The sequence below is a fragment of the Streptomyces sp. NPDC020362 genome, from assembly GCF_040642095.1.
Taxonomy (GTDB): Bacteria; Actinomycetota; Actinomycetes; order Streptomycetales; family Streptomycetaceae; genus Streptomyces.
Map to the genome: position 1 here is coordinate 12,251 of NZ_JBFAET010000091.1, position 23,527 is coordinate 35,777.

The 23,527-nt window shown below is 71.9% G+C and carries 24 protein-coding genes; 10 read left to right on the top strand and 14 right to left on the bottom strand.

Annotated elements, in window-relative coordinates; genetic code table 11:
- Positions 1 to 15: 15 nt before the first annotated feature.
- From AB0H32_RS27640 to AB0H32_RS27650, 3 genes are all read right to left on the bottom strand, one after another.
- Complete coding sequence (locus AB0H32_RS27640; protein ID WP_361125414.1) at positions 16 to 1,206, bottom strand: cytochrome P450; 1,191 nt, start codon at positions 1,204 to 1,206, stop codon at positions 16 to 18.
- A gap of 70 nt (positions 1,207 to 1,276) precedes the next feature.
- A complete protein-coding gene (locus AB0H32_RS27645; protein WP_361125416.1) occupies positions 1,277 to 1,954 on the bottom strand; it encodes a response regulator transcription factor in 678 nt (225 codons plus the stop codon).
- A 246-nt stretch (positions 1,955 to 2,200) separates the two neighbouring features.
- Positions 2,201 to 3,466, bottom strand: a complete 1,266-nt coding sequence (locus AB0H32_RS27650) for a histidine kinase (protein WP_361125418.1) — start codon at positions 3,464 to 3,466, stop codon at positions 2,201 to 2,203.
- Between the two features lie 178 nt (positions 3,467 to 3,644).
- Between AB0H32_RS27650 and AB0H32_RS27655 the strand changes: the two genes are divergently transcribed.
- A complete protein-coding gene (locus AB0H32_RS27655) occupies positions 3,645 to 3,845 on the top strand; it encodes a hypothetical protein (RefSeq protein ID WP_361125420.1) in 201 nt (66 codons plus the stop codon).
- 56 nt (positions 3,846 to 3,901) lie between these two features.
- On the opposite strand, the gene AB0H32_RS27660 is transcribed toward AB0H32_RS27655, so the two are convergent.
- Positions 3,902 to 4,297, bottom strand: coding sequence for a ribonuclease domain-containing protein (locus AB0H32_RS27660; RefSeq protein WP_361125422.1), 396 nt, complete (start codon positions 4,295 to 4,297; stop codon positions 3,902 to 3,904).
- Positions 4,298 to 4,656: 359 nt separating this feature from the next.
- Between AB0H32_RS27660 and AB0H32_RS27665 the strand changes: the two genes are divergently transcribed.
- Complete coding sequence (locus tag AB0H32_RS27665; protein WP_361125424.1) at positions 4,657 to 5,154, top strand: DUF1877 family protein; 498 nt, start codon at positions 4,657 to 4,659, stop codon at positions 5,152 to 5,154.
- An 18-nt stretch (positions 5,155 to 5,172) separates the two neighbouring features.
- Here the strand turns inward: AB0H32_RS27665 and AB0H32_RS27670 are convergent, their stop codons facing one another.
- The gene (locus AB0H32_RS27670; protein ID WP_361125426.1) at positions 5,173 to 5,415 is read right to left on the bottom strand and encodes a hypothetical protein; all 243 of its coding nucleotides are present in this window, start codon (positions 5,413 to 5,415) and stop codon (positions 5,173 to 5,175) included.
- Positions 5,416 to 5,758: 343 nt separating this feature from the next.
- The gene (locus AB0H32_RS27675; protein WP_361125428.1) at positions 5,759 to 6,631 is read right to left on the bottom strand and encodes a helix-turn-helix transcriptional regulator; all 873 of its coding nucleotides are present in this window, start codon (positions 6,629 to 6,631) and stop codon (positions 5,759 to 5,761) included.
- A 206-nt stretch (positions 6,632 to 6,837) separates the two neighbouring features.
- On the opposite strand from AB0H32_RS27675, the gene AB0H32_RS27680 reads away from it, so the two are divergent.
- Positions 6,838 to 7,689: an oxidoreductase gene (locus AB0H32_RS27680; RefSeq protein ID WP_361125430.1), complete on the top strand. Its 852-nt coding sequence runs from the start codon at positions 6,838 to 6,840 to the stop codon at positions 7,687 to 7,689.
- Positions 7,690 to 7,828: 139 nt separating this feature from the next.
- On the opposite strand, the gene AB0H32_RS27685 is transcribed toward AB0H32_RS27680, so the two are convergent.
- Together AB0H32_RS27685 and AB0H32_RS27690 are read right to left on the bottom strand one after the other, a co-directional pair.
- Complete coding sequence (locus AB0H32_RS27685; protein ID WP_361125432.1) at positions 7,829 to 8,467, bottom strand: dihydrofolate reductase family protein; 639 nt, start codon at positions 8,465 to 8,467, stop codon at positions 7,829 to 7,831.
- Positions 8,468 to 8,540: 73 nt separating this feature from the next.
- Positions 8,541 to 9,347, bottom strand: a complete 807-nt coding sequence (locus AB0H32_RS27690) for an AIM24 family protein (RefSeq protein ID WP_361125434.1) — start codon at positions 9,345 to 9,347, stop codon at positions 8,541 to 8,543.
- A gap of 132 nt (positions 9,348 to 9,479) precedes the next feature.
- Between AB0H32_RS27690 and AB0H32_RS27695 the strand changes: the two genes are divergently transcribed.
- Entirely contained in the window at positions 9,480 to 10,247 is a 768-nt protein-coding gene (locus AB0H32_RS27695; protein ID WP_361125462.1) for an SDR family oxidoreductase, read from the top strand.
- Between the two features lie 162 nt (positions 10,248 to 10,409).
- On the opposite strand, the gene alc is transcribed toward AB0H32_RS27695, so the two are convergent.
- Positions 10,410 to 11,525, bottom strand: coding sequence for an allantoicase (gene alc, locus AB0H32_RS27700; protein WP_361125436.1), 1,116 nt, complete (start codon positions 11,523 to 11,525; stop codon positions 10,410 to 10,412).
- 53 nt (positions 11,526 to 11,578) lie between these two features.
- On the bottom strand, positions 11,579 to 12,916 hold the full coding sequence (allB, locus tag AB0H32_RS27705; RefSeq protein WP_361125438.1) for an allantoinase AllB: 1,338 nt from the start codon (positions 12,914 to 12,916) through the stop codon (positions 11,579 to 11,581).
- A gap of 274 nt (positions 12,917 to 13,190) precedes the next feature.
- Here allB and AB0H32_RS27710 point away from each other — a divergent pair, with 274 nt between their 5' ends.
- Positions 13,191 to 13,985, top strand: a complete 795-nt coding sequence (locus AB0H32_RS27710; RefSeq protein ID WP_361125440.1) for an IclR family transcriptional regulator — start codon at positions 13,191 to 13,193, stop codon at positions 13,983 to 13,985.
- 88 nt (positions 13,986 to 14,073) lie between these two features.
- Here the strand turns inward: AB0H32_RS27710 and AB0H32_RS27715 are convergent, their stop codons facing one another.
- The gene (locus tag AB0H32_RS27715) at positions 14,074 to 14,388 is read right to left on the bottom strand and encodes a DUF5955 family protein (RefSeq protein ID WP_361125442.1); all 315 of its coding nucleotides are present in this window, start codon (positions 14,386 to 14,388) and stop codon (positions 14,074 to 14,076) included.
- A gap of 130 nt (positions 14,389 to 14,518) precedes the next feature.
- On the opposite strand from AB0H32_RS27715, the gene AB0H32_RS27720 reads away from it, so the two are divergent.
- Both AB0H32_RS27720 and aceB read left to right on the top strand, forming a co-directional pair.
- Positions 14,519 to 15,127, top strand: a complete 609-nt coding sequence (locus AB0H32_RS27720) for a nucleotidyltransferase family protein (protein ID WP_361125444.1) — start codon at positions 14,519 to 14,521, stop codon at positions 15,125 to 15,127.
- A 184-nt stretch (positions 15,128 to 15,311) separates the two neighbouring features.
- Positions 15,312 to 16,937, top strand: coding sequence for a malate synthase A (gene aceB / locus AB0H32_RS27725; protein WP_361125446.1), 1,626 nt, complete (start codon positions 15,312 to 15,314; stop codon positions 16,935 to 16,937).
- Between the two features lie 48 nt (positions 16,938 to 16,985).
- On the opposite strand, the gene AB0H32_RS27730 is transcribed toward aceB, so the two are convergent.
- From AB0H32_RS27730 to AB0H32_RS27740, 3 genes are all read right to left on the bottom strand, one after another.
- Complete coding sequence (locus tag AB0H32_RS27730; RefSeq protein WP_361125448.1) at positions 16,986 to 17,261, bottom strand: Rdx family protein; 276 nt, start codon at positions 17,259 to 17,261, stop codon at positions 16,986 to 16,988.
- Positions 17,262 to 17,271: 10 nt separating this feature from the next.
- Complete coding sequence (locus tag AB0H32_RS27735) at positions 17,272 to 18,186, bottom strand: HipA family kinase (RefSeq protein WP_361125450.1); 915 nt, start codon at positions 18,184 to 18,186, stop codon at positions 17,272 to 17,274.
- Between the two features lie 145 nt (positions 18,187 to 18,331).
- Positions 18,332 to 19,834, bottom strand: coding sequence for an IucA/IucC family protein (locus AB0H32_RS27740; RefSeq protein WP_361125452.1), 1,503 nt, complete (start codon positions 19,832 to 19,834; stop codon positions 18,332 to 18,334).
- A gap of 88 nt (positions 19,835 to 19,922) precedes the next feature.
- Here AB0H32_RS27740 and AB0H32_RS27745 point away from each other — a divergent pair, with 88 nt between their 5' ends.
- Genes AB0H32_RS27745 through AB0H32_RS27755 form a run of 3 tightly spaced genes read left to right on the top strand, consistent with a single transcriptional unit; the run spans position 19,923 to position 23,512 of the window.
- Positions 19,923 to 21,437 carry an IucA/IucC family protein gene (locus tag AB0H32_RS27745; protein WP_361125454.1) on the top strand — a complete coding sequence of 505 codons (1,515 nt, stop codon included), beginning with the start codon at positions 19,923 to 19,925 and terminating at the stop codon, positions 21,435 to 21,437.
- 9 nt (positions 21,438 to 21,446) lie between these two features.
- The gene (locus tag AB0H32_RS27750) at positions 21,447 to 22,709 is read left to right on the top strand and encodes a VWA domain-containing protein (RefSeq protein WP_361125456.1); all 1,263 of its coding nucleotides are present in this window, start codon (positions 21,447 to 21,449) and stop codon (positions 22,707 to 22,709) included.
- Positions 22,709 to 23,512 carry a hypothetical protein gene (locus tag AB0H32_RS27755; RefSeq protein WP_361125458.1) on the top strand — a complete coding sequence of 268 codons (804 nt, stop codon included), beginning with the start codon at positions 22,709 to 22,711 and terminating at the stop codon, positions 23,510 to 23,512. The genes AB0H32_RS27750 and AB0H32_RS27755 overlap by 1 nt, the downstream gene beginning before the upstream one ends.
- Positions 23,513 to 23,527 lie beyond the last annotated feature (15 nt).

Genomic DNA, 23,527 nt, shown 5'->3' on the forward strand with positions numbered 1-23,527 from the left:
CGGTTCAAGCGGGGCTCACCAGCGCACCGGAAGGCTTCGCATCCCCCGCATCAGCAGGCCCGGCAGCCACTCGCCCGGGGAACCGTCCAGGGCGAGGCCGGGGGCGCGCTCCAGGAGGGAACCGACGGCTATGCGCCCCTCCAGGCGGGCCAGGGGTGCGCCCAGGCAGTAATGGATGCCATGGCCGAAGGCGAGGTGGCCGCGGGTGTCACGGCGGATGTCGAAGCGGTGCGGGTCGCCGTAGCGGTCGCCGTCGCGCTGGGCGGCGGTGAGGCCGACCACCACGTGCTCGCCCTGCTCGACCACCGTGCCGGCGATCTCCAGTGTCTCTGCGGCGTACCGGAAGGTGGCGTTCTGCACCGGGCCCTCGTAGCGCAGCATCTCCTCGACGGCGCCGTCCAGGAGGCCCATGTCGGCACGTAGGGCGGCGAGTTGGTCGGGATGGGTGAGGAGGGCGTGGACGCCGTTGCCGATCAGGTTGACGGTGGTCTCGTGGCCGGCGATGAGCAGCAGGTAGGCCATGCCGCGCAGTTCCTGCGAGGAGAGCCGGTCGCCGTCCTCGGCGGTGGTGCGGATGAGGTCGCTGAGCAGGTCGTCGGTCGGTCCTGCCGACCGCTTGGCCTCGATCAGCTCGGTGAGGTACTCGGCGAGGCGGGCGACCGCGGCGTACTCCGTGTCCCCGTCGGTGGGTGCGACGACCTCGGTGGACACCTTCCGGAACTCCGCGCGGTCCATGTCCGGGACCCCGAGGAGTTCGCAGATGACGGTGATGGGCAGCGGGAAGGCGAGCGAGTCGATGAGGTCGGCCTGTCCGCGCGGCATCATGTCGTCCAGCAGGTCGTCCGTGATCTGCTGGATCCGCGGGCGCAATTGCTCCACCCGGCGCATCGTGAACGCACGGGTGACCAGAGTGCGCAGGCGGGTGTGCTGCGGCGGGTCGGTGGCCAGCAGGTGCTTCCCGATCATCTCCTCGTCCAGGAAGGTCGCGCCGATCCTGCCGCCGTCCTTGGCCAGCCGGGCGTCGGCGAGGGCCGCGCGCGCCTCTTCGTACCCCACGACCAGCCAGGTCGAGTAGCCCTCGTCCGATCCGGGCAGCCGGACCCGGTGCACCGGACCCTGCTCCCGCAGGCGCGCGTACACCGCATGCGGATCCCGGCGCAGCGTGTCCTCGAACTCCCCGAGGTCGACCACGTGTTGCCCGTCCATCGCTCCCCTTCCGGACCCCCCGAGGCCACCGGGCGCCTCCCGGTGGAGGAACAACGCGTGGGGTGCCCGGTTAGTGCCCGCCCTCCTCCAGAAGTCCCGCGTCGTACGCCAGCAGGGCGATCTGGACCCGGTTGTTGAGATCCAGCTTGGCGAGGATGCGGGAGACGTGGGTCTTGACGGTGGCCACGCTCATGAAGAGTTCGGCGGCGACCTGGGCGTTGGCCAGGCCCCGTCCGACGGCTACGGCGACCTCCCGCTCGCGGTCGTTGAGCGCGGCGAGCCGCTCCCGCGCGCTTGCCTGGCGGGAGTCGCCGGCGGTGCCGGCCGCGTGCCGCATCAACTGGCGGGTGACGGCGGGTGACAGCACCGGTTCCCCGGCCGCGACCCGGCGCACCGCGTCGACGATCTCCGCGGGCGGGGTGTCCTTGAGCACGAACCCGGCGGCGCCCGCGCGCAGGGCCTCCAGCACCTGTTCGTCGGCGTGGAAGGTGGTGAGCAGCACGACCTGCGGCGCATCCGCCCGCGCCCGCAGCCGCCGGGTGGCCGTGAGCCCGTCCACGGACGGCATCCGGATGTCCATGAGCACGACGTCCGGCCGGCTCCGCCCGACCACGTCCTCGACCGCCTCTCCGTCGGCGGCCTCCCCGACGATCTCGATGTCCGCCGCCCCGCCCATCATCAGCGCGAGCCCGGCGCGGACCAGGGGGTCGTCGTCTACGAGGAGGAGCCTGATCGGAGTCGTAGTCATGGGGGTTACGTAATCATGTGCGGGCCGGTCGGTGGGCGGCCGTCGGCCACGGAGTCCGGCACCCGCACAGCCCGTGGACAGCCGTCAGCCACCACGTCCGACACCCGCACAGCCCGTGGACAGCCGTCAGCCACACCGCGTCTGGCGCCCGCGCATTCCGTGAGCGGCCGTCAGCCACGGCATCCGGCGTCCGGCGTCCGGCGTCCGGCGTCCGGCGTCCGGCGTCCGCACATTCCGTGGGCCGCGTCAGCTGCCGCCCCACGGCAGCCACCCCCGCACCTCGAACCCCTCGTCCGCCGTCGCCCCGTGCTCCAGGCGGCCCCCGGCCAGCGTCGCGCGCTCGGTCAGGCCGATCAGGCCCTGGCCGGAGCCGGGGACGGGCGGGACGTCGGATGCGGGGGCGGGGTTGCGGACCGTGATCGTCAGGCCCGCTCCGGGTGCTCCGCCGACATGGACGGTGACCTCGGTGCCGGGGGCGTGCTTACGGGCGTTGGTCAGGGCCTCCTGGGCGATGCGGTAGGCGGTGCGGCCGACGGAGGCGGGGACGGCGGCCGGGTCGGCGACACGGTGGTCGAGGGTGACCTTCATGCCCGCCTCGCGGCTCTCGGCGACCAGGGCCTCCAGGGCGGCCAGCGTCGGCTGCGGCCGGCCCCCGGCCGCGTCGTCGGGCTCCCCGGCCCGCAGCACGCCGATGATCTCCCGCAGGTCCTGCAGCGCCTCGTGGGCGCTCTCCCTGATCACACCGGCCGCCCGCACGATCTCCTCACGGGGTGCGTCCGGCCGGAACTCCAGGGCGCCGGCGTGCACGCTGAGCAGGGTGAGCCGGTGCGCGAGCACATCGTGCATCTCGCGGGCGATGGCCTCGCGGGCGAGCCGCTGGGCCCGCTCGGCCCGCAGCAGCGCCTCGGTCTCCGCGCGCCGGGCCCGGTCCCGCAGGCTCAGCATGAGCTGCCGCTTGGAACGGACGAACATGCCCCAGCCGATGATGGAGACGGTGAGCAGCACGGTGAACGCGACGACTGCGGCGTAGGGCAGTTCCGGGTCGGGCCGCAGCCAGTAGAAGAGCGGGATCAGGGCGAGCTCGACGCCGCCGATCCAGGCGACGTAGCGGAAGGGCCGGTGCACTGCGAGCGTGAACATGACGACCATGCCCGCGCCGCCCGCGGTGTTGGACAGCAGCCCGACCGGGATCATCGCGACGGCGAGCCCGACCGGCCACCGCCGACGCAGCCAGAGGGCCACGCAGGCGAGGCCGCCCAGCGTCCGGTCGAGGACGGCGAGGGAGTGCGGCAGGCCGGGTTCCTGGGACAGGGACTGCGCGGCCGCCACCCCGAGCACGACGGCCAGCAGGAAGCAGGAGACGTCGACGGCCCAGTCGCGCGCGGTGCGCCGTGGCCGCCGGCCCGAGGCCCTGGCGTCCGGGTCCAGCTCGTGGACCAGGGCGGAGGGGAACAGCCACCGGCGCCGGACCGCGAACTCCTGCGGCACCAGCGCCGGCTCGTCATTGCTCACGGTCGACAAATCTACGCAGGTTCGGCCGCCGGGACCGCCCCTCGTGCCCGATCGCCGACCAAAGTCGCACCGTCGTGGACTTTCGGTGGTCCGCACCGGCGAGGAAGCAGTCCTGCGGCGGACGCGCATCGCCCCGCGGCCGACGCGTGGGGCGCGGCCGCGGGGCGAGAGTCGTGCCGTGAAGCAGTTACTGGAACTTCTCGGGATGATCACCCTGGTGCAGGGCGTGCTGGGCCTGGTGCACGAGTTCACACGCCGGCACGTGGGTCTCGTGCAGCGGCTCGGCTTCCTAGACGGCTACGAGGTGTACGCGAGCGCCGGACTCGTGCTGCTCGCGTTCGCACTGTTCGCCCTCGCGGAGGGCCGGGGATCCGCCTGAGCGCGGATCGGATCCCCGGCCGGGTGCACCGTGCGTCACCGACTCGGTCGGCCGGCTCAGCAGCCGAAGTCGATCAGGTCGAACGTGGCGTAGTGGTCGGAGGTGTAGTAGTCCTCCTGGTCCTCCTCACCGGTCACGATGCGCCGGGCACCGCGCGTGGAGGAGCCGGGCGTCTTCACCGTGTACTCGTGGTAGTACCCGGACGACTGGCTGGGCAGGACGCCTTCGCGGTTCGAGAAGACGACGCCGTCCTGCGAGTAGGGGAAGGGACCGCCCTGGTCGATGAGCCTCAGGGTGTCGTGCGCCTGTGACGGCAGGTCGCCGTAGCAGATGCTGCCGACGGACGCGGCGGCGGCGTCCGCCGTGGTGGCGGAGACCGTACCGCCCACCAGGAGGGCGGACAGGAGGGCGGCTGCAGCGCCGATACGAGTTGCGCGTGGGGGGAATCTCATGACGTCATGATGACGCGCGTAGACGTTGGCATGTCAACGACAAAGTTGAAGATTTTCCCTTCAAGTCCGATGAGTTTGCAGGAAGTTAACCTGCCGCCCCGCGTCCGCACGGGGCTCCCACAAGGACCGGCGATCCCGGCCGCGCCCGATGGGGTCTGGGGGATGTTGCGAAAGTCGCGTCGGACGGCTTGTCCGCAGCGGTTGATCTCGATGACACACGGCGCTCGGGCGCCGCAGGGTGCCTTGACGGCGCCTGGGATTCCGCGCCAGGAGACGCGATGTCTCGCTGTCAGTGCCGTCGAATAGGTTCTGGCCGTTCGGCCCGACAGGCGGGCTGCCGAACCGAAGGACTCGTCGCCGTGAGCATCCACCTGCACCTTCGCGCCGTTGCGGAGTCCGAGTTCCGGGACGACCACACCTGGCTTGCGGCGTTCATGTCGGCGGCTTGGGACAATCACCCCGACGAGTACGCAGCGGGTATCGCCGACTCGATCGACAAGGTCTGGGACGCCGTCAATGACCTCTACGCGGCTGCCGATGCCCTCGAAGCCGACACCGACAAGCTGTGGACGCTGCCGATTTACGGCGGCCGCCCCGTGGCACACAGCACCGAAGCCGACCCCTCCGACCCGCCCCTGATGATTCTGGAGCCACCCGGTGTGTCACAGGCCGCAGACTTCCTCGCGAGTGTCTCTTTCGACGAGCTGTGGAACGTCGCCGGTGCCAAGCTCGTCTGGTCCGGCTGGGACGAGGCGGAGGTCGGGCAGGTCTTCCTCGACCATCACAGGGACCTCCTGGGGTTCTACGGACGGGCGGCTGCAGCAGGCCACGCCGTGATCAAGGCGGTGTGGGCTTGAGGCGTGATCACGTGCCGGTTACAGCCATTCGTCGATGACTGCGACCTGCACGGTTGCTTCACAGCGGACGGCGACTTTGTCGTACGGGGTCGCGTCGGCACGGTGGCGCTTGAGCCGGTGGATCCCGCACTCGACCGCGTGCCGCTGCGTGTAGTCGCCCTTGCCGAACTTCGGTGGCCGGCCGCCGCGCGATCCGCGCTCGAGCCGGTTGCGGACCGGTCCGCAGGCACCGGAATCGTGGCCTTGATCCCGCGTCTGCAAAGGTATGAACGATTGCTGCGGGAATCCTATGCCTTGTCGGCACGCACCCGGTCCGGACGCCTACGGGGTCGTCCGCGTCCCGGCCGGAGCGTGATCACCAATGAACAAGATCCACTTTCGCAACAGGCCCTGGCTTGAGTTCTAACCTCTGACTACGTGTTGAGAGTTGCTGCGCGGCACGAATGGGCAGGTCGCATTGCTCTCAATCCCGGTTCTTCCCCCTCGACGAGGGTTTCGGGACACCGGCGGTGGGGCGCAAGGGCTGCCGGTGTTCCATAACGCCCATCCCGGCGCATGGGACGCAGCCACTATGGCCGACCGCTCCTCGCGGACCGGTGGGCGTCTAATGATCTGCGTGCTGCCCGTGCGAGGTCCCGGGCTGCCGTATCCACGCGGCCAGTAGCCGAAGCGCCTCTTCGGAGCTGGAGCCTGCCTCGGCGGTGTAGACACTCAGCCGCTGGTCCGGGTCGGCGGGCAGGGTGAGGGACTCGTAATTGAGGGTGAGCGGGCCGACGATCGGGTGGTGGAAGTGTTTGCTGCCATGCGTGTGCCGATACACGTTCTGGTCGGCCCACCAGCGGCGGAAGTCCTCATCCGCGATCGAGAGTTCGCCGACGAGTTCGGCCAGCAGTGGATCGTGGGGATGGCGTCCGGCGTCGCGCCGGAGCGAGGCGACGATGTCCCGGGCATGGGTGTCCCAGTGGGTGTACAGCGAGCGGGCGGTCTCGTCGCGGAACATGAACCGCACCAGGTTCCGCTCGCGGTGCGGCAGCGCGTCGAAGTCGGTGAGCAGTGCACGTGCCATCTGGTTGGACGCAAGTACGTCCAGTCGCCGCCCCAGCACAAGGGCGGGGGTGTGCTCGAGGATCCGGAGCAGGTCGCGCAGCCCCGGGCGGACCGGCTGCGGACGCGTCGCCGTGCGGCGGGGCCTGCCTGCGGTGGGCTTGGCGAGTTGGAACAGATGGGTGCGTTCGACGGGATCGAGGCGTAGCGCGCGGGAGATGGCGTCCAGCACGGTCCCGGAGACGTTCAGTCGGCGTCCGCGTTCCAGGCGTACGTAGTAGTCGACGCTCACGCCCGCCAGTTGCGCGATCTCTTCGCGGCGCAGTCCTGGCACTCGTCGGGAGCCGCCGTCGTCGGACAGGCCCGCCTGGCGCGGGGTGATCCGTGCCCGCCGGGAGCGGAGGAACTCGCCGAGAGCTGTGTTGCGGTCCATGCCGTTCACGATAGGACCCAAGATCGCCCCTACGGCCCGCGAAGGGGGGACTGGCAGTCCCCCGGTCCGGCTGTCCCCGGGGCGAAGCGGACCCCCCGGAAGTCGATCAGCAGCCGATTCCGGTGCTGAAGTGGAACGTATCGAGACCGACCGGGGCCCCAACCGCCCCGGTCGGCCTCTGTTCGCATCACACGAAGGGAACTCCTGTGCCGGACACCAAGACATTCCTGATCACCGGCGTCAGCACCGGCCTGGGCCGCGCACTCGCGCGCACGGCGCTGGCCGCGGGCCACCGGGTGGTGGGCACGGTGCGCACGCCCGCCGACGCACGGGCCTTTGAGACGCTCGCCGGCGACGCGCACGCCCGCATCCTGGAGGTGACCGACCATGACGCGGTGGACACGGTCGTGGACGAGACCGAGCGCGACCTGGGCCCGGTCGACGTACTCGTCGCCAACGCCGGGTACGGCCATGACGGCCTCTTCGAGGAGTCGTCGATGGATGACCTTCGCCGTCAGTTCGAGGTGAACGTCTACGGAACCGTGGCGGTGATCAAGGCCGTGCTGCCGCACATGCGGGAGCGCCGTTCGGGCCACATCATCGCCGTCACCTCGATGGGCGGGCTGATCACCATGCCGGGCCTCAGCTTCTACCACGGCAGCAAGTTCGCGGTGGAGGGCATCCTCGAAACGCTCGGCAAGGAGGTCGCCGATTTCGGCATCCATGTCACCGCCGTCGAGCCGGGCAGTTTCCGGACCGACTGGGCCGGCCGCTCGATGATCCGCGCACCCCGCGTGATCCCCGACTACGACGAGCTGTTCGAACCGCTGCGCGCCCGGCGCATCCACGGCAGCGGGCACCAGCCGGGCGACCCGGACAAGGCCGCGGCCGCGGTGCTGCGCATCGTGGCGGCCGACCAGCCGCCGACGCGCCTGCTGCTCGGCACCGACGCGCTTAGGCTCGTCCAGGCCGGACGCGACGCCTTCGAGCGCGACATGCTGGCATGGGCCGGGCTGTCGGCCTCCACCGACTTCGACGACGTCAGCCGGTCCGCCTGACGTCACTCGCCGTCGGGCCCCCAGCGCGGGGCCTCGACGGCGGCCGTCATCACCGAGCTGGCCCGCTCTTGGTCCACCACAGCCGGACCTGCTCGTAGCCGTTCACGCCACCCAGCGCCTCCTGGTAACCGGGTGGAGGTTAGAACTCAAGCCAGGCGTCCTCGGGGAGCGCGTAGGACCCGTACTCGGGGCTGCCCAGCAGGTCGTAGGACTGGATGGAGACACCTGCACCGGTGACGCGGCCGCCGGTGTGCCGGAAGCGGGTGGGGACGGCGCCCTGCTCGAACAGACGGCGGCCGGCGCCGAGGACGACCGGGAAGGTCACCAGGTGCAGGGTGTCGATCAGCCGCAGGTCCAGCAGGGAGCGGACCAGGGCGCCGCTGCCGTGGATCTGGAGTTCGCCGTCCGTGCGCTCCTTGAGGGCCGCGACCTCCTTGGCGAGGTCACCGCCGACCACGGTGGTGCCGGACCACTGAGGTGACGTCAGCGTGGAGGAGACGACGTACTTCGGCAGGGTGTTGAGCCTGGTGGCGATCGGGTCGGCCGGGTCGGTCATCCTCGGCCAGTAGGAGGCGAAGATGTCGTACGTACGGCGGCCGAGCAGGAAGCCGCCCACGCGGTCGAAGACCTCGGTGACGAACCGGCCGAAGTCGTCGTCGCCGTACGGAAAGCTCCAGCCGCCCTGGGTGAAGCCGCCGACGGGGTCCTCCTGGGGGCCGCCGGGCGCCTGGTAGACACCGTCGAGGGTGACGAAAACGGTGGAGACGAGCTTGCCCATGGCGGGTGCCTTCTTCCGGGTGCGGGGTCGGTTGTCATCGGCTCAGACCCCGCGCCCGCCCGCAACTCATCGGTCACCCGGCGTGCGTCGAGAACAGTCCGCCGGTCGGGCCCTGCTTGTCGCCGCCCTGGGCCTTCCTGAGGGCGTTGGCGAGACTCTCGATGGTGAGGGACTGCAGGATCACGCGGCCGTTGCCCTCCAGGGTGGCCAGGGACAGGCCCTCGCCACCGAAGACGGCGTTCATGATGCCCTGCCGGTTGAGGCCGCCGACGCGCTGGACGCCGTACTGGATGCCTTCCTCGAAGGCGACCACACAGCCGGTGTCCACCTCGATACGGCCACCGAAGTCCGCCGGGTTGAGGTCGATGAAGTTGCCCGCGCCCGCGATGATCACCGTGCCGTGCCCGGTGAACTTCTCCAGGACGAAGCCCTCGCCGCCGCTCATGCCGGTGCGGCCGCCCTGGAAGGCGATGCCGAACTCGACGGTGGACTCGGCGGCCACGAAGGCGTCCTTCTCGGCGAACCACGCACGCCTGCCGTCCAGTTCCAGGGCGCGCATCTCGCCGGGCAGCACGCCCGCGAAGCCGACCGTGCCCTCGCCGCCCTGGGCGGTGAAGTACTGGAACGCCAGCGACTCGCCCGCCAGCATGCGCTGGCCGACCTGCATGGCGGTACCCATGGCCTGGCGGAGCATGCCGCCCATGCCACCGCTCTGCTGCTGGCCGCCGTTGCCCGAAGGGCCCGACAGCCGGGTGTCCATGGTCACGTTCGTCGTCTTGAACAGGAACTTCCCCGCCTCGCAGTACACGGTCTGGCCGGGGTGCAGGTTGACGACCGCCATCTGCATGGCGTTGCCGACGATCTCTTGCTGAAGGGTCACGCGGGGAGAACGCGGGAGGTGGAGCGAAGAGTTCCGGCCGCGGCCGGATTCCGTGTCCGTTCGCCGCCAGCGGACGGGGCGACGGGGCGATGGGATGGGGGCATGACGAACACGGCGAACGTGGCAAAGGGGATGAATGTGATGAACTCGGCGGCGGCCCACGGGAGTCTCGACGGAAGGACGGCCCTGGTGACCGGCGGCAGCCGGGGCATCGGGGCGGCGGTCGCCCTGCGGCTGGCGCGGGCGGGCGCGGACGTTGCCGTGACCTACGTGAACGGCAAGGACGGGGCCGAGGAGGTCGTCCGGGCCGTGCAGGCGCTGGGGCGCCGGGCGGTGGCCCTGCGCGCCGACTCCGCGGACGCGGCGGAGGCGGCGGGTGCGGTGCAGCGCACGGTGGAGGCGCTGGGCGGCCTGGACGTACTGGTGAACAACGTGGGCGTGGGTGTCCTCGCACCCCTGGGCGATCTCGCTCTCGCGGACGTCGACCGGGTGCTTGCGGTCAACGTCCGTGGGGTGTTCCTGGCTTCCCAGGCGGCGGCCGCGCGCATGACCTCCGGGGCGCGGATCATCACCATCGGCACCTGCATGACGCAGCACGTGCCCGGGCCGGGCGGGACCCTGTACACGACGAGCAAGGCGGCCCTCGTGGGGCTGACCAGGGCACTGGCCAGGGAGCTGGGCGAGCGCGGCATCACGGCGAACATCGTCCATCCGGGCCCGACCGACACCGACATGAACCCGGCGGACGGGCCGCAGGCCCCCGGCCAGGCGGCTTTGACGGCCCTGGGCCGCTACGGCACGGCCGACGAGGTGGCCGCGACGGTGACCTACCTCGCCGGACCGGACGCCTCCTACATCAGCGGCGCGGAGCTCGTGGTGGACGGAGGTTACGCGGCCTGAGACGGCGCGTGGAGCGCACCGGTGCTGTCCGGGCCGGTGCGCTCCACGCACGTTCGGGGCCCCGGGCACGTTCGGGGCCCGGCGCACGAGTGGGGGCTCCACGCACGAGTGGGGGGCTCCACGCACGAGTGGGGGGCTCCACGTATGTGCGGGGGGGGCGGGTCAGCCGCCCAGCTCCTGGTGGCGGGCCGCCAGTCCGGCCGTGCCCTCCTGGGTGAGGGAACCGTGCAGGCGCAGCCGGGAGATGCCGCCGTCGGGATAGATGTCCACGCGCGCGTGCGTGCCCACGGCGGGGGCCGGGAGGACGAAACGGTGGTTGGTGTCGGGCTGGAGGCGGGTGCGCGGCAGGACCTCGGTCCAGGTGCCGTCCTCGCCGTCCTTCACCGACACCGAGGCCCAGCCCGCGCTGTTGCCCTTCAGGTAGGCCGTGTCGATCTCGATCGCGCGGATCCGGGACTGGGCCGCGAGCCGGTAGGTGATCCAGTCGTTGCCCCGGTCGCGGCGGCGGCGGGTCTCCCAGCCGTCGTCCATCTTGCGGGAGCGGCCCGGCTGGATGGTGTTGGTGGCCGGGGAGTAGAAGAGGTTGGAGGCGTCCTCCACCCGGCCGCCGTTCTCCAGCGCGACCACGTCGAAGGTGCCGAGGACCGCCAGCCACCCTGGGTCGGGTACGACCTCGCCGTACACACGCAGGCGGGCGATACCGCCGTCGGGGTGCTGGTTGACCCGCAGGTGCGTGAAGCGCTGCTCGACCGAGACCGCGAAGCCGTTGGCCGCGTGGCCGCCGACCGGCGTGCGCGGGACCAGTGTCGTCCACTTCACGTCGTCACCCAGCAGCTCCTGCGGGGACGGGGAGCCCGGCACCGAGGCGCCCTCGACCGACACCGCCTGCGGGTAGTTGCCGCGGAAGTGGGCGGTGTCGACCACGATCCCGCGGATCACGCCGGGCGCGCCGAGGCGGACCAGCGCCCAGTCGTGGTCCTCGGCCGTCGGCCAGGGGTGCTCGGCGGAGACACCGCGCCGGCGGCGGGTCTCCCAGCCGTCCATGATCTTGCCCTTGTGGCCGAAGTGCTCGGGGTCGAACTCGGCCCGCTCGGGAACCAGCAGGTTCTCGCGCTGGGCGAAGAACTCGTCGTTGGCGGCGATGACCCCGGCGCCGAGCTGACGGTCGGCGAGGTTGGCGTACTGGGTGAAGGGGAAGTCGGCGGTGCGGTAGTCCGCGTACGGGTCGCCTCCTCCGTAGGGGTTCGCGTCGCCGGTGAAGCTGGGTATCGCCGTCACGGTGATCAGGGGTTCCTTTCGGGAGTCGGCGGGGTGCGGGTGCACGGGGTGGCTTACTGGGGGCGGGTGAGCAGCGTGCCCTTCGGGTCGGTGAACTCGCCGTCGGCGACGATGCGCTCGCCGCGCAGCCAGGTGGACTTCACGACGCCGTACAGGGTCTTGCCGGCGTACGCGGTGACCCGGTTGCGGTGCTGGAGGCCGGCCGGGTCGACGGTGAAGGTCTCGTCGGGGGCGAGGACGGCGAAGTCGGCGTCGCGGCCGGCCTCGATGGCCCCCTTGTGGCGCAGGCCGGCCAGGTCGGCCGTCCGCGTGGACATCCAGCGGACCACGTCCTGCAGACCGTGGCCGCGCCCGCGGGCCTCGGTCCAGACGGCCGACAGGCTCAGCTGGAGGCCGGAGATGCCGCCCCAGGCGGTGGCGAAGTCGGCGGTCTTCAGGTCGGCCGTGGACGGCGAGTGGTCGGTGACGACGCAGTCGATGGTGCCGTCGGCCAGCGCCTGCCAGAGCAGGTCCTGGTTGGCGGCCTCGCGGATGGGCGGGCAGCACTTGAACTCGCTGGCGCCGTCCGGGACTTCCTCCGCGGTCAGGGTGAGGTAGTGCGGGCAGGTCTCCACGGTGACGCGGACGCCCTCGGCGCGGGCGGCGGCGATGAGCGGCAGCGCGTCGGCGGAGGACAGGTGCAGGATGTGCACGCGCGCGTTCAGACGGCGGGCCTGGGCGATGAGGTTCGCGATGGCCGTGTCCTCGGCGTCATGCGGACGGGAGGCGAGGAAGTCGGCGTACTTGGGGCCGCCGTGCTGCGGGGCGGCGTCCAGGTGGTGCGGGTCCTCGGCGTGCACGATCAGCAGGCCGTCGAAGCCGGCGATCTCCGCGAGGGACCGGGCGAGCTGCTCCTGGTCGAGATGCGGGAACTCGTCCACGCCCGACGGCGACAGGAACGCCTTGAACCCGAAGACCCCGGCGTCGTGCAGGGGTCGCAGGTCCTTGACGTTGTCGGGGAGCGCGCCTCCCCAGAAGCCGACGTCGATGTGCGCCTTGTCGGCGGCCACCTCCTGCTTCACCCGCAGGTTCCCGACGGTGGTGGTCGGCGGGAGGGAGTTGAGCGGCATGTCGATCAGGGTGGTGATGCCGCCGGCCGCCGCCGCGCGCGTGGCGGTCCAGAAGCCCTCCCACTCGGTGCGACCGGGGTCGTTGACGTGCACATGGGTGTCGACCAGACCGGGCAGCAGGACGTGGTCGCCGAGGTCCTCCAGGCGTGCCGTGGCCGGGACCGCGGCGTCGTACGGCAGTACGGCCGTGATCGTGCCGGCGGACACGGTGACCGTGGCGGCCCGCATCCCCTCCGGAGTGATGACGCGCGTCGAACGCAGCACCAGTTCAGCGTCGGACACCCGAACCCCTCTCTCTGCCACCGTTTTACGTCCAGGAAACGGTATTTACACCCACGTAACGGACTTCAACGTTCTGTTGAAGGAGTCTTCACTCCCGTCATCCCGCCGTCAAGAGGCACACTTCTGAGCGATGCAGGCGGGGCGCCCACTCTGGACATTTCCACAAAGCGGAATTAGAATTCCAGCAGGCAGAACGTAGCTACGCACGAGCAGGGAGTCAACCGACTGCCGGGTAGGCTTCTGCCCTTCCTGCCAGCCCCGAAAGGAACGCGCCGTGCCGACGTCCAGCGCCAGCACCAACGACTCCGCCAAGCCCACCGCCAGCGGTGGGGTCCAGTCCCTGGAGCGCGCCTTCGATCTGCTGGAGCGGATGGCCGACGCGGGCGGCGAGGTCGGCCTGAGCGAGCTGTCCGCGTCCAGCGGGCTGCCGCTGCCCACCATCCATCGGCTGATGCGCACACTGGTGGCCTGCGGCTACGTACGCCAGCAGCCGAACCGCCGGTACGCACTCGGCCCCCGGCTGATCCGCCTCGGCGAGTCCGCCTCCCGCCTCCTGGGCACCTGGGCACGGCCGTACCTGGCCCGGCTGGTGGAGGAGACGGGCGAGACGGCGAACATGGCGCTGCTGGACGGCGACGAGATCGTGTACGTGGCGCAGGTGCCGTCGAAGCACTCGATGCGGATGTTCACGGAGGTGGGCCGCAGGGTTCTGCCGCACTCCACGGGAGTGGGCAAGGCGCTGCTGGCCGCAGTGCCCGACGAGGAGGTGCGGGCGCTGCTCTCCCGCACGGGGATGCCGGCCGCGACGGAGAAGACCATCACCACGCCGGACGGCTTCCTGGCGGCCCTGGAGGACGTGCGGCAGCTCGGGTACGCGGTCGACGACAACGAGCAGGAGATCGGGGTGCGGTGCCTTGCGGTGTCCGTGCCGGACTCCCCCACCATGGCCGCGATCTCCATCTCCGGGCCTGCGGGGCGAGTGACCGAGGCGGCCACGGACAAGATCGTTCCGGTGTTGCAGCAGGTTGCCGTCGAGCTGTCCCAGGCACTGGCCAGTTCTGGCGCCTGAGAGAGGGGCACTGCCGGCGCCCATCGGCTGCGGGCACGTTGTGACCGTTCGCGCAGTTCCCCGCGCCCCCGAGGGGACCTCAGCGCTTTCAGGCCCTCGGAGCCTCCCCGAACAGATCCACCGCCTGCCGTACGTCCGACAGGCCCCGCGACAGCGCGCTGACCGAGCCGATCGCGCCCGCGATCAGCAACAGGGAGCCGCGCAGGCGCGGAATCTCCGGGAGGCCGCCGGCCGCCATCGCCGCCAGGGTGGCCAGTTCGTCCTCGGCTATGCCGCGGTCGGGGAACTCGGACGGTAACGCGGCGAGCTCGCGGCGCAGCCGGGACACCGCGGTCCGCAGTTCCGCCACTCTCGGGTCCTCGTTGCTGCCGGTCACTCGCCTCTGCCCCAAGCTCCGCAACACAGCTCTCCCCCCTGGCGCTCCCTCGTGCGCGGGTCAGTTAACGCCACCCCGTCCGGGAGCGCCACCGGGCGGACCGAAATTCAGCCCAAGGAAACGGGCCGCCGCGTTCCGCGTCAGGTATGCAGGACGCATGACGGACAAGCAGGACGGACACGAGGAGATCGCCGGGCTGCTGCTCGCCGCGGGCGGCGGCAGGAGGCTGGGCGGGCGCCCCAAGGCGCTGCTGCAGCACCGGGGGCGCCCCTTGGTCGAACACGCGGTCGGCGTGTTGCGCGCGGCCGGATGCGGACGGATCCACGTCGTGCTCGGGGCACAGGCGGACGAGGTCCGGGCGCGTGCCGAGCTGGGCGGCTGCCTCCTCGTCGACAACCCCGACTGGGCCGAGGGCATGGGCTCCTCGCTGCGCGCCGGACTCGGCTCGCTCGCCGCCACGGGCGTCCGTGCGGCCCTCGTGAGCCTGGTCGACCAGCCGGGGATCGGGCCGGCGGCGGTGGCCCGGGTACTCGGCGCGTACGAGGACGAGGAGTCACTGGTCTCGGCGGCCTACGACGGCGTGCGCGGACATCCGGTCATCTTCGGCGCGGCGCACTGGCCGGGCATCGCGGCGACGGCCACCGGGGACCGCGGGGCGCGCGCCTACCTGCGGGATCACGCGGCGGCGATCACGCTGGTGGAGTGCGCGGACGTGGCCGCGGCGTACGACATCGACACCGAGGCCGACCTGAGCCACCTTGAGTGAACGGGGTGGCACTGAGCGCCACCTTGCCTCGACCCAGAGAATCTCGACATCAACAAACCATTGAAGTTCCACAATGAGGAAACTACTATCCACTGTTCAGAAGCGTCCGGCCGCACAGCGGACGTTGATTGCCCTATTCGTGCCTCTTGGCACCCGGTGCCACCGCTGAAGGAAGTGACAGCTCATGTCCGCACCAGCGCCGTCTCCGCTGGCCATCGTCGACGCCGAGCCCCTGCCCCGGCAGGAGGAGGTCCTCACCGACGCGGCGCTCGCCTTCGTGGCGGAGCTGCACCGGCGGTTCACCCCGCGCCGTGACGAACTCCTGGCCCGCCGGGCCGAGCGCCGCGCCGAGATCGCCCGCACCTCCACGCTCGACTTCCTTCCGGAGACGGCCGCCGTGCGCGCTGACGACTCCTGGAAGGTCGCCCCGGCCCCGGCCGCACTGAACGACCGGCGCGTCGAGATCACCGGCCCCACCGACCGCAAGATGACCATCAACGCGCTCAACTCGGGCGCGAAGGTCTGGCTCGCCGACTTCGAGGACGCCTCGGCGCCCACCTGGGAGAACGTGGTCCTCGGCCAGGCCAACCTGATCGACGCCTACACCCGCGCCATCGACTTCACCGACCCGAACTCCGGGAAGTCGTACGCGCTGCGCCCGAACGAGGAACTGGCGACGGTCGTCATGCGCCCGCGCGGCTGGCACCTGACCGAGCGTCACCTCGTCGACGCCGACGGCGCACCGGTCCCCGGGGCCCTCGTCGACTTCGGCCTGTACTTCTTCCACAACGCCCGGCGCCTGCTGGACCTCGGCAAGGGCCCGTACTTCTACCTGCCCAAGACCGAGTCGCACCTCGAAGCCCGGCTGTGGAACGACGTGTTCGTCTTCGCGCAGGACTACGTCGGCATCCCGCAGGGCACCGTCCGGGCGACCGTCCTGATCGAGACGATCACGGCCGCGTACGAGATGGAGGAGATCCTCTACGAACTGCGCGACCACGCCTCGGGGCTGAACGCCGGCCGCTGGGACTACCTGTTCTCCATCGTGAAGAACTTCCGTGACGGCGGACCGAGGTTCGTGCTGCCGGACCGCAACGCGGTCACGATGACCGCCCCGTTCATGCGCGCGTACACCGAACTCCTCGTCCGCACCTGCCACAAGCGCGGTGCGCACGCCATCGGCGGCATGGCGGCCTTCATCCCCTCCCGCAAGGACGCCGAGGTCAACAAGGTGGCCTTCGAGAAGGTCCGCGCCGACAAGGACCGCGAGGCGAACGACGGCTTCGACGGCTCCTGGGTCGCGCACCCGGACCTGGTCCCGGTCGCCATGGAGTCCTTCGACCGGGTCCTCGGCGACAAGCCGAACCAGAAGGACCGGCTGCGCGAGGACGTCCACGTCGAGGCGGCCGACCTGATCGCGATCGACTCGCTGGCCGCGAAGCCCACGTACAACGGACTCGTCAACGCCGTCCAGGTCGGCATCCGGTACATCGAGGCCTGGCTGCGCGGGCTGGGTGCGGTCGCCATCTTCAACCTGATGGAGGACGCGGCCACCGCCGAGATCTCCCGCTCCCAGATCTGGCAGTGGATCAACGCGGGCGTCGAGTTCGAGAACGGCGACAAGGCCACGCCGGAGCTGGCCCGCAAGGTCGCCGCCGAGGAACTGGACGCGATCCGCAAGGAGATCGGCGAGGAGGCCTTCGCGGCCGGACACTGGCAGCAGGCGCACGACCTGCTGCTCCAGGTGTCCCTCGACGAGGACTACGCCGACTTCCTCACCCTGCCGGCGTACGAGCAGCTCAGGGGCTGACCCGACGCAGCCCGGGGGCCGGCCCCGGCGCAGGCCGGGGACCGGCCCTTACGAGGATCCCTCCGAGTGGCCCAGGGGCTTTCCCGGGGCCACTCGGTCGCGTACGGCCCGCTTCACCGCCGTGGGCTCCGGAAAGCCCTGCTCCCGGCGGTCCCAGACGACCTCGTCGTTCACCCGGACGACGAAGACGCCGCCGGTGCCGGGCTTGAGCGACAGCTCGGTCAGCTCGCTCTCGAAGGTGGTGAGCAGCTCCTGCGCCAGCCAGGCCGCGCGGGGCAGCCAGCGGCACCGGGTGCAGTACTCGATCTGGACGCGCTGGGTCATCGGGGGGTCCTCATCCCAGGTGCACCGACCAATCCTGTTCCGCCGCCGGCTTGCCGTGCAGGTCGGGGACCCGCTTGAGCCATGCCGGACGGCCCTGCTGCGTCTTCGCCGCGCGGGCGGCCTCCTCGGCCGCGAGTTCCTCACGGCTCGGGAAGTCGGTGGGCAGCCACTCCTGCGACAGCCGTACCCGCGCCAGGAGGTAGTCGACGTAGGCCGCCCGGACGTCGTCCGGAGTCGCGAATCCCGCATCCTCGGCGAGCCAGGCGTCCGGCACCTCGGCGACGGTCCGGCGCAGTAGCTCCTCGGTGACCCGGGGGGCCAGTTCCGCGTCGGCGGCCCGGACGTCGGGGGCGTAGTGGCCGAGGGCGTGGTGACGGAAGTCGTACCTCTTGCCCGGGGTCGTGGTGTCCCAGCGGTGGTGGAAGACGAGGGCGGCGCCGTGGTCGATGAGCCACAGGCGCGGGGGCGCGGTGCCGAGCGTCGGCCAGACCATCAGGTTGGAGCTGTGGACCGTGCGGTCCACGTTGGCGGTCAGGGCGTCGAGCCAGACGATCCTGCCCGCCTCCGCAGGGTCCACCGGGAACGTCTTCGCGATCCGGGGGGTGAAGTCGACGGCGCCCGGCAGGAAGTCCATGCCGAGGTTGACCCCCGCGCTCGCGCCGTGCAGGTCACGCACCTCCTGGTGCGGCTCGTCCGCGGCGATGGCCGGGTCGAAGTGGACCAGGACCAGTTCCGGGAAGCGCAGGCCGAGCGCACGGGCCAGTTCGCCGACGATCACCTCGGCCACCAGCGCCTTGTGGCCCTGCGCGGAGCCGGTGAACTTCACGACGTACGTGCCGAGATCGTCGGCCTCGACGACTCCGGGGACGGAGCCGCCGGACCGCAAGGGGGTCACGTATCGAACAGCAGTCACGTCGCGCAGCACACCGGCCAGCGTAAGCGGTACACCGGGAGGGCCGCGATGGGCCGTCCGTCGGGTGCGGCTCCGTTGTGGCCGGTCGCGCCCACGCAGCGGAGCTGCATGTCGAAACAGCCCTGTGTCCCTTCGGGGCGCTGCACCCGGCGCCCGCTCAGTCGCCCCGCAGCGGGTTCGGCAGAGGCAGGTAGCGGGCGGCCGCGCCGTCCGCGTCCGTCCAGCGCAGCAACAGGTTGGTCTTGCCGGGCAGCGTGGGCGCGGCGAGCAGGGACGGGATCTCGGGAAGGTCGTGGCGGGCGAGTTCGCGGCGGGCGGCGGGCCAGGGGTCGAGGCCGGGGTGGTTTTCGGCCAGGGCGGCGGCGATCTCGCTGAGGTGGTTGACGACCAGGCAGTACACCAGCCTCTCCCAGCCGGCCGCGCGGGAGACGTCCGGCAGCAGCTTGGCGCCCTCGGCGTCCCGGAACAGCGCCTGCACGGGCGTGCCGGCCGTGTCCACGGCGACCAGGGTGTTCTGCAGGTGCGCCTCGACGACGACCCCGTGGTCGTGGAACGCCGTGAGGGCGGGCGGGACCACCTGCCGCAGGTACGCCTCCCACCAGGCCTGCGGATCGGGCGCGGCGGCCAGCGGGCTGCCCTCGAAGCCCTCGGCGAGCCCGGCCGCGAGCAGCGGGGTGGCCCCGGCCAGGAGGTGGCCGCGCAGCCCGTCCCGGACGAGCACGGCCAGCTCCTCGAAGGCGAAGGCGGCCGTGCGGTAGCCGTGGTCGCCCAGCCAGGCCGCGGGCCCGCCCATGGCGGCGAAGGCGGCGGTGGCGGCCGTGTCGGTGCGGCGCAGTTTCAGGAGGTCGTGGCGCCACAGACGGCGGATGTCGTTGGTGATGCGCACATCGAGGCTGAACTTCAGGAACAGGTCGCGCCGGGGCTCGTACACCGTGCGGATCGCGGCGGTCGGCCAGGTGTCGAAGGCGGCGGTACCGATCCGGACCAGGCGGCCGTCGGCGAAGGCGGGGGCGAGGTCGTCGGCGACGAGGCCGAGCTGCCAGGGGTGGGCGGGCAGCAGCCGGTAGCCGGGCGGAGCCGTGCCGAGGGCGTCCAGGGCGCGGGTGTCGCCCTCCTCGGCCACCTGGTCCTCGCGGACGCCGAGCAGCACCAGCGGGAAGTGCGCGTACGCCTCGGGGGCGTACGGCAGCCAGGCCGCGACCGGGCCGCCGCCGCGCGCCTTGGGGGCGGGGTGGTAGGGGTGGCCGGTGATCAGGGACTGCTCGGAGCGCAGGTAGGGGTCCTCGGGCGCGGTCGCCCGGGCGCGGGCGGTGAGCAGGGCGGCGACCGCGTCCCGGCTGTCGATCATCTCGGCGGGCAGGTCGCCGCCCGCCAGCCCGGTGTGCCGGCGCAGCTCTTCGGCGACCAGTTTGACCAGCTCGGTGTGGCCGAGGCGGTGCCAGGCCCCGGCGGCGTGCACCTCGGGGTCGGCGGGCCGCCGGCCGGGGCGCACCCGCAGCAGGCGGCCCGTACCGGGCAACCGGTACGCCGGCCACTCGCCGACGTCCGGGAGCGGCACGGCGACCTCTCGCAGCAGGCAGTTGAGCAGGGGGGCGGCCGCATAGGCGTCGGCGCGCTGTCCGACGATGCCGGCGGGGGGCTTGAGGTCCACGCGATCCATTCGTTCTTCGTCCGGGCCCGTGTGAACAGTATGTCTTCCGTCCCTGACAATCGTGCCCCGCGCCGGCCGTACCCGAGGAGCCCAGACCGTGTATCAGTCCCCCACCGCCGAGGCCGGGATGGCCGAGGAGCTGGCCGCCGTCCGGCCCGGCCTGCTGCCCCGGTACACGGCCGAGCTGCCGGGTGCCCGCGCGGCGGTGCTGACCCGCCTGTGGCGTGCGCTCGCCCATGAGCCGCTGCCGTGGGTCACCGGCAGGGTGCGCGGGGCGCACGGCCTCGCCCTGCGGCTGGCCGACGGCCGGACCCTGCACGGCCCGCACGCGGACCCGTACGCGACCCGCGACCATGTCGGCGCCGTCCGCCTGGACCGGGAGCGCTACGAGGATCCGGCGCTGCTGATGACCGGCCTCGCGGTGCCGCACGCGACGGGCTTCGCGGTCGAACTCGGGCACAGCGTTGCCTCGTTGGCGCTGTCGCGCGCGGATGCGGATCACCCGAAGGAGTGGCCCGAGCGGGACTGGGAGTGGGAGCAGCGGGTGGTCGACGGCCATCCCTTCCACCCCAACTGCCGCTCCCGGCCGGGCTTCTCGGTGGCGGACCAGCTGGCGTACGGTCCGGAGCACCGCCCGGTGGTCGAGCTGGGCACGGTCGCCGTGCCGGCTGCCGAGTGCCTGGTGTCCGGGGAATGGCCCGGGGAGCTGCGGGACGGGGACGACCTGCTGCTGCCGGTGCACCCGTGGCAGGCGGCCCATGTGCTCAAGCGGTCGTACGTCCCGTGGCGCCCCGCCCACCCGCTGATGTCCCTGCGCACGCTGGCCGTGCCCGGCGGCCCGCATGTGAAGACCGCGCTCAGTGCCCGGCTGACCTCCTCGGTCAGGGACATCTCCACGTATTCGGTCGGGGCGTCCGCGGCGCTGTCGGACCTCGCCACGGACCTGGCCGCGCGCACGGACGGGCTGCTGCACATCACCCGCACCTTCGGCGCGGCCACCGCGCACTCCCCCGATCTGGCCGCGCTGCTGCGTCAGTCGCCGGAGGTGTTCGCGGGCCCGGGCGAGCGGGTGGTTCCGGTGGCGGCGCTGCCCACCACCTCCCTGCCGGACTCCCCCGCCTGGCTGGCCGCCTTCGCCCGCCTCGCCCTCACCGTCGGTCTGCGCCTGCTGGACCTGGGGGTGGCTCTGGAGGCCCACGGCCAGAACCTGCTGGTGGTCCTGTCGGACGACCACACCCCCGTCCGGCTCGTCTACCGCGACCTCGCCGACATCCGCATCAGCCCCGTCCGTCTCTCCCGCCACGGGATCACCCCGCCCGGTCTGACGGGCCGGCTGATCACGGACGACGAGACGGCCCTGCGCCGCAAGCTGTTCGGCTCCCTGGTGGCGGGGGCGCTCGCCGGTACGGCGGGCTCGGGACCGGCGCTCGGTGCGGCGCTGGCGGCCGCCGTACCCGGCCTGCCCCGCACCCCCGATCTGGCGGCCCTGCTCGAAGGCCCGGTCCCGGCCAAGGCGTTGACGCTGATGCGGCTGTCCCCGGACACCCCCGGCGACCAGTGGACCTCGCTGCCGAACCCGCTCGTTTTGGAGCCCGGCACCCTGGATCAATAGGATCCGCCGATGATCAGAAGACAACGGCTGGCGGCGGGCGTCTGCGCTCTGCTCGCCGCCCTGACGGCCGGGCTCGCCTTCCCGGCCTCGGCCACGGCCGACGAGACGGAACAGGCCGCGCCGAAGGTCGAACTCGTGCTGGACGTCAGCGGTTCCATGCAGGCGCGGGACATCGACGGCGGCTCGCGGATGGCGGCGGCGAAGCAGGCGTTCAACGAGGTGCTGGACGCGACGCCGAAGGAGGTCCGGCTCGGCATCCGCACCCTGGGCGCCAACTACCGCGGCAACGACCGCAGGACGGGCTGCAAGGACACCCAGCTGCTCTACCCGGTCGGCCCGCTGGACCGGACCGAGGCGAAGACGGCGGTGGCCACGCTGGCGCCGACCGGCTGGACGCCGATCGGCCCGGCGCTGCTGAAGGCGGCCTCCGATCTCGACGGCGGCGACGGCACCCGCCGTATCGTCCTGATCAGCGACGGCGAGGACACCTGCCAGCCGCTCGACCCGTGCGAGGTGGCCCGTGACATCGCGAGCAAGGGCATCGGGCTGACCATCGACACCCTCGGCCTGGTGCCGGACGCCAAGACCCGCAACCAGCTCAGCTGCATCGCGCACGCGACCGGCGGCACCTACACCTCGGTCCAGCACAAGGAAGAACTGACCGACCGCGTCGGGCAGCTGGTGGACCGGGCCGCCGATCCGGTGGTGACCCCGGTGGCCACGCAGGGCGGGAACCAGTGCACGGACGCGCCGTCCCTCAAGTCCGGGCTGTACACGGACCGCGAGGAGTTCGGCCAGCAGCGCTGGTACACGGTGGACGTCAAGCCCGGCCAGGAGCTGCGGGCTTCGGTCAGCGTGGCGGACGACCGGGCGGTCAACCCCGGCTACGGTGTGCTGCTGCGGGCGGTGACCCGGCACGGCCGCGAGATCGTGCGCGGTGAGGCGGCGGGCAACGGCCGTACGGACGTCGTCTCCACCGGCCTGAGGTACCCGAGGGCCGAGAGCGACGACGACAACGCCGGCGCCGAGACCGTGTGCCTCCAGGTGACCAACTCCTTCTCGGCCGCCTCGGGCGTCAAGACGACGCCGGGCCTGCCTCTGGAGCTGACCGTCGACGTCGTGAAGGGCCCCGACGAGGCGGGCGACGTGGCCTCCTTCGGTCTCGGGCGCGGCTGGTGGCTGCTCGGCGCACTGGTGCTGGCCGGCTTCGTGGCGGGTCTGCTGTGGGGCTGGCTGTCGCGGTGGCGGATCGCGGTCTGGAGGACGAACTGATGCGTATCACGCGAGTACTGGGTGCCGCGCTGCTGGCGCTCGGGCTGGCCGCGGGACCCGCGGCGGCCGACGCCTCCCCGTCGCCGAGCGCCTCGGACGACGGCAAGGCGCCCACCCAGGCGGGCACGTCGTTCCGTACGGCGACCGGGATCGAGCAGGGACAGCGGGCAACCGCCTCCGCCTCCACCGGTGACTACCTGTACTGGTCGTTCCCCGCGGACGCCGGGCAGCGGCCGACGGTCAAGGCGACCGTGAAGCTGCCCCGGACCCACGGGGCGCAGACCTGGCAGATCGACGTGTACGACGGTCTGCGCCGCCGCCAGGCCTGCCAGTACGGCGCCGCGACCAGCACCGCGGCGCAGGACGCGTCCTCGGTCGAGCTGGCCTGCGTGCTGCGTACGGTGCGCGCCTGGTCGGAGCCGTGGGCCAACGACCCGCTGCCGGGCACGTACTACGTCCGGCTGACGGTGGCGGACCTCGCCGGTTCCGCCGACCTCGGTCTGCCGGTGAGCACCGAGGTACGGGTGGACTCCAAGGACATCGGCGGCGCGGCGGCGGTGGACGGCTCGCTGGCCAAGCCGCTGGTGCCGGGCATCGCCGTCAAGTCCGAGGCGGAGCAGGGCGGTTCGAAGTCGGCGAAGCTCTTCAGCATCGAGCCCGACGACGGCTGGTCCTCCGGCTGGTGGACCGACCGCTGGGTGTGGACCGCGGTGGGCGGCCTGCTCGCCGCGCTCGCCGGCATAGGCGGCTACGCGCTCACGCGCGGCTCGGGGCGGCCGTCCCGGGTGCCTCCGAGCGTCTGAGCCGACGCAGGCCGT

What these genes read in the sequence shown, in the direction of transcription:
- AB0H32_RS27640 (WP_361125414.1), bottom strand. Translation starts at nt 1,206, where the DNA reads ATGGACGGGCAACACGTGGTCGACCTCGGGGAGTTCGAGGACACGCTG.
- AB0H32_RS27645 (WP_361125416.1), bottom strand. Translation starts at nt 1,954, where the DNA reads ATGACTACGACTCCGATCAGGCTCCTCCTCGTAGACGACGACCCCCTG.
- AB0H32_RS27660 (WP_361125422.1), bottom strand. Translation starts at nt 4,297, where the DNA reads ATGAGATTCCCCCCACGCGCAACTCGTATCGGCGCTGCAGCCGCCCTC.
- AB0H32_RS27675 (WP_361125428.1), bottom strand. Translation starts at nt 6,631, where the DNA reads ATGGACCGCAACACAGCTCTCGGCGAGTTCCTCCGCTCCCGGCGGGCA.
- AB0H32_RS27685 (WP_361125432.1), bottom strand. Translation starts at nt 8,467, where the DNA reads ATGGGCAAGCTCGTCTCCACCGTTTTCGTCACCCTCGACGGTGTCTAC.
- AB0H32_RS27695 (WP_361125462.1), top strand. Translation starts at nt 9,480, where the DNA reads ATGAATGTGATGAACTCGGCGGCGGCCCACGGGAGTCTCGACGGAAGG.
- AB0H32_RS27720 (WP_361125444.1), top strand. Translation starts at nt 14,519, where the DNA reads ATGACGGACAAGCAGGACGGACACGAGGAGATCGCCGGGCTGCTGCTC.
- aceB (WP_361125446.1), top strand. Translation starts at nt 15,312, where the DNA reads ATGTCCGCACCAGCGCCGTCTCCGCTGGCCATCGTCGACGCCGAGCCC.
- AB0H32_RS27730 (WP_361125448.1), bottom strand. Translation starts at nt 17,261, where the DNA reads ATGACCCAGCGCGTCCAGATCGAGTACTGCACCCGGTGCCGCTGGCTG.
- AB0H32_RS27740 (WP_361125452.1), bottom strand. Translation starts at nt 19,834, where the DNA reads ATGGATCGCGTGGACCTCAAGCCCCCCGCCGGCATCGTCGGACAGCGC.
- AB0H32_RS27750 (WP_361125456.1), top strand. Translation starts at nt 21,447, where the DNA reads ATGATCAGAAGACAACGGCTGGCGGCGGGCGTCTGCGCTCTGCTCGCC.
- AB0H32_RS27755 (WP_361125458.1), top strand. Translation starts at nt 22,709, where the DNA reads ATGCGTATCACGCGAGTACTGGGTGCCGCGCTGCTGGCGCTCGGGCTG.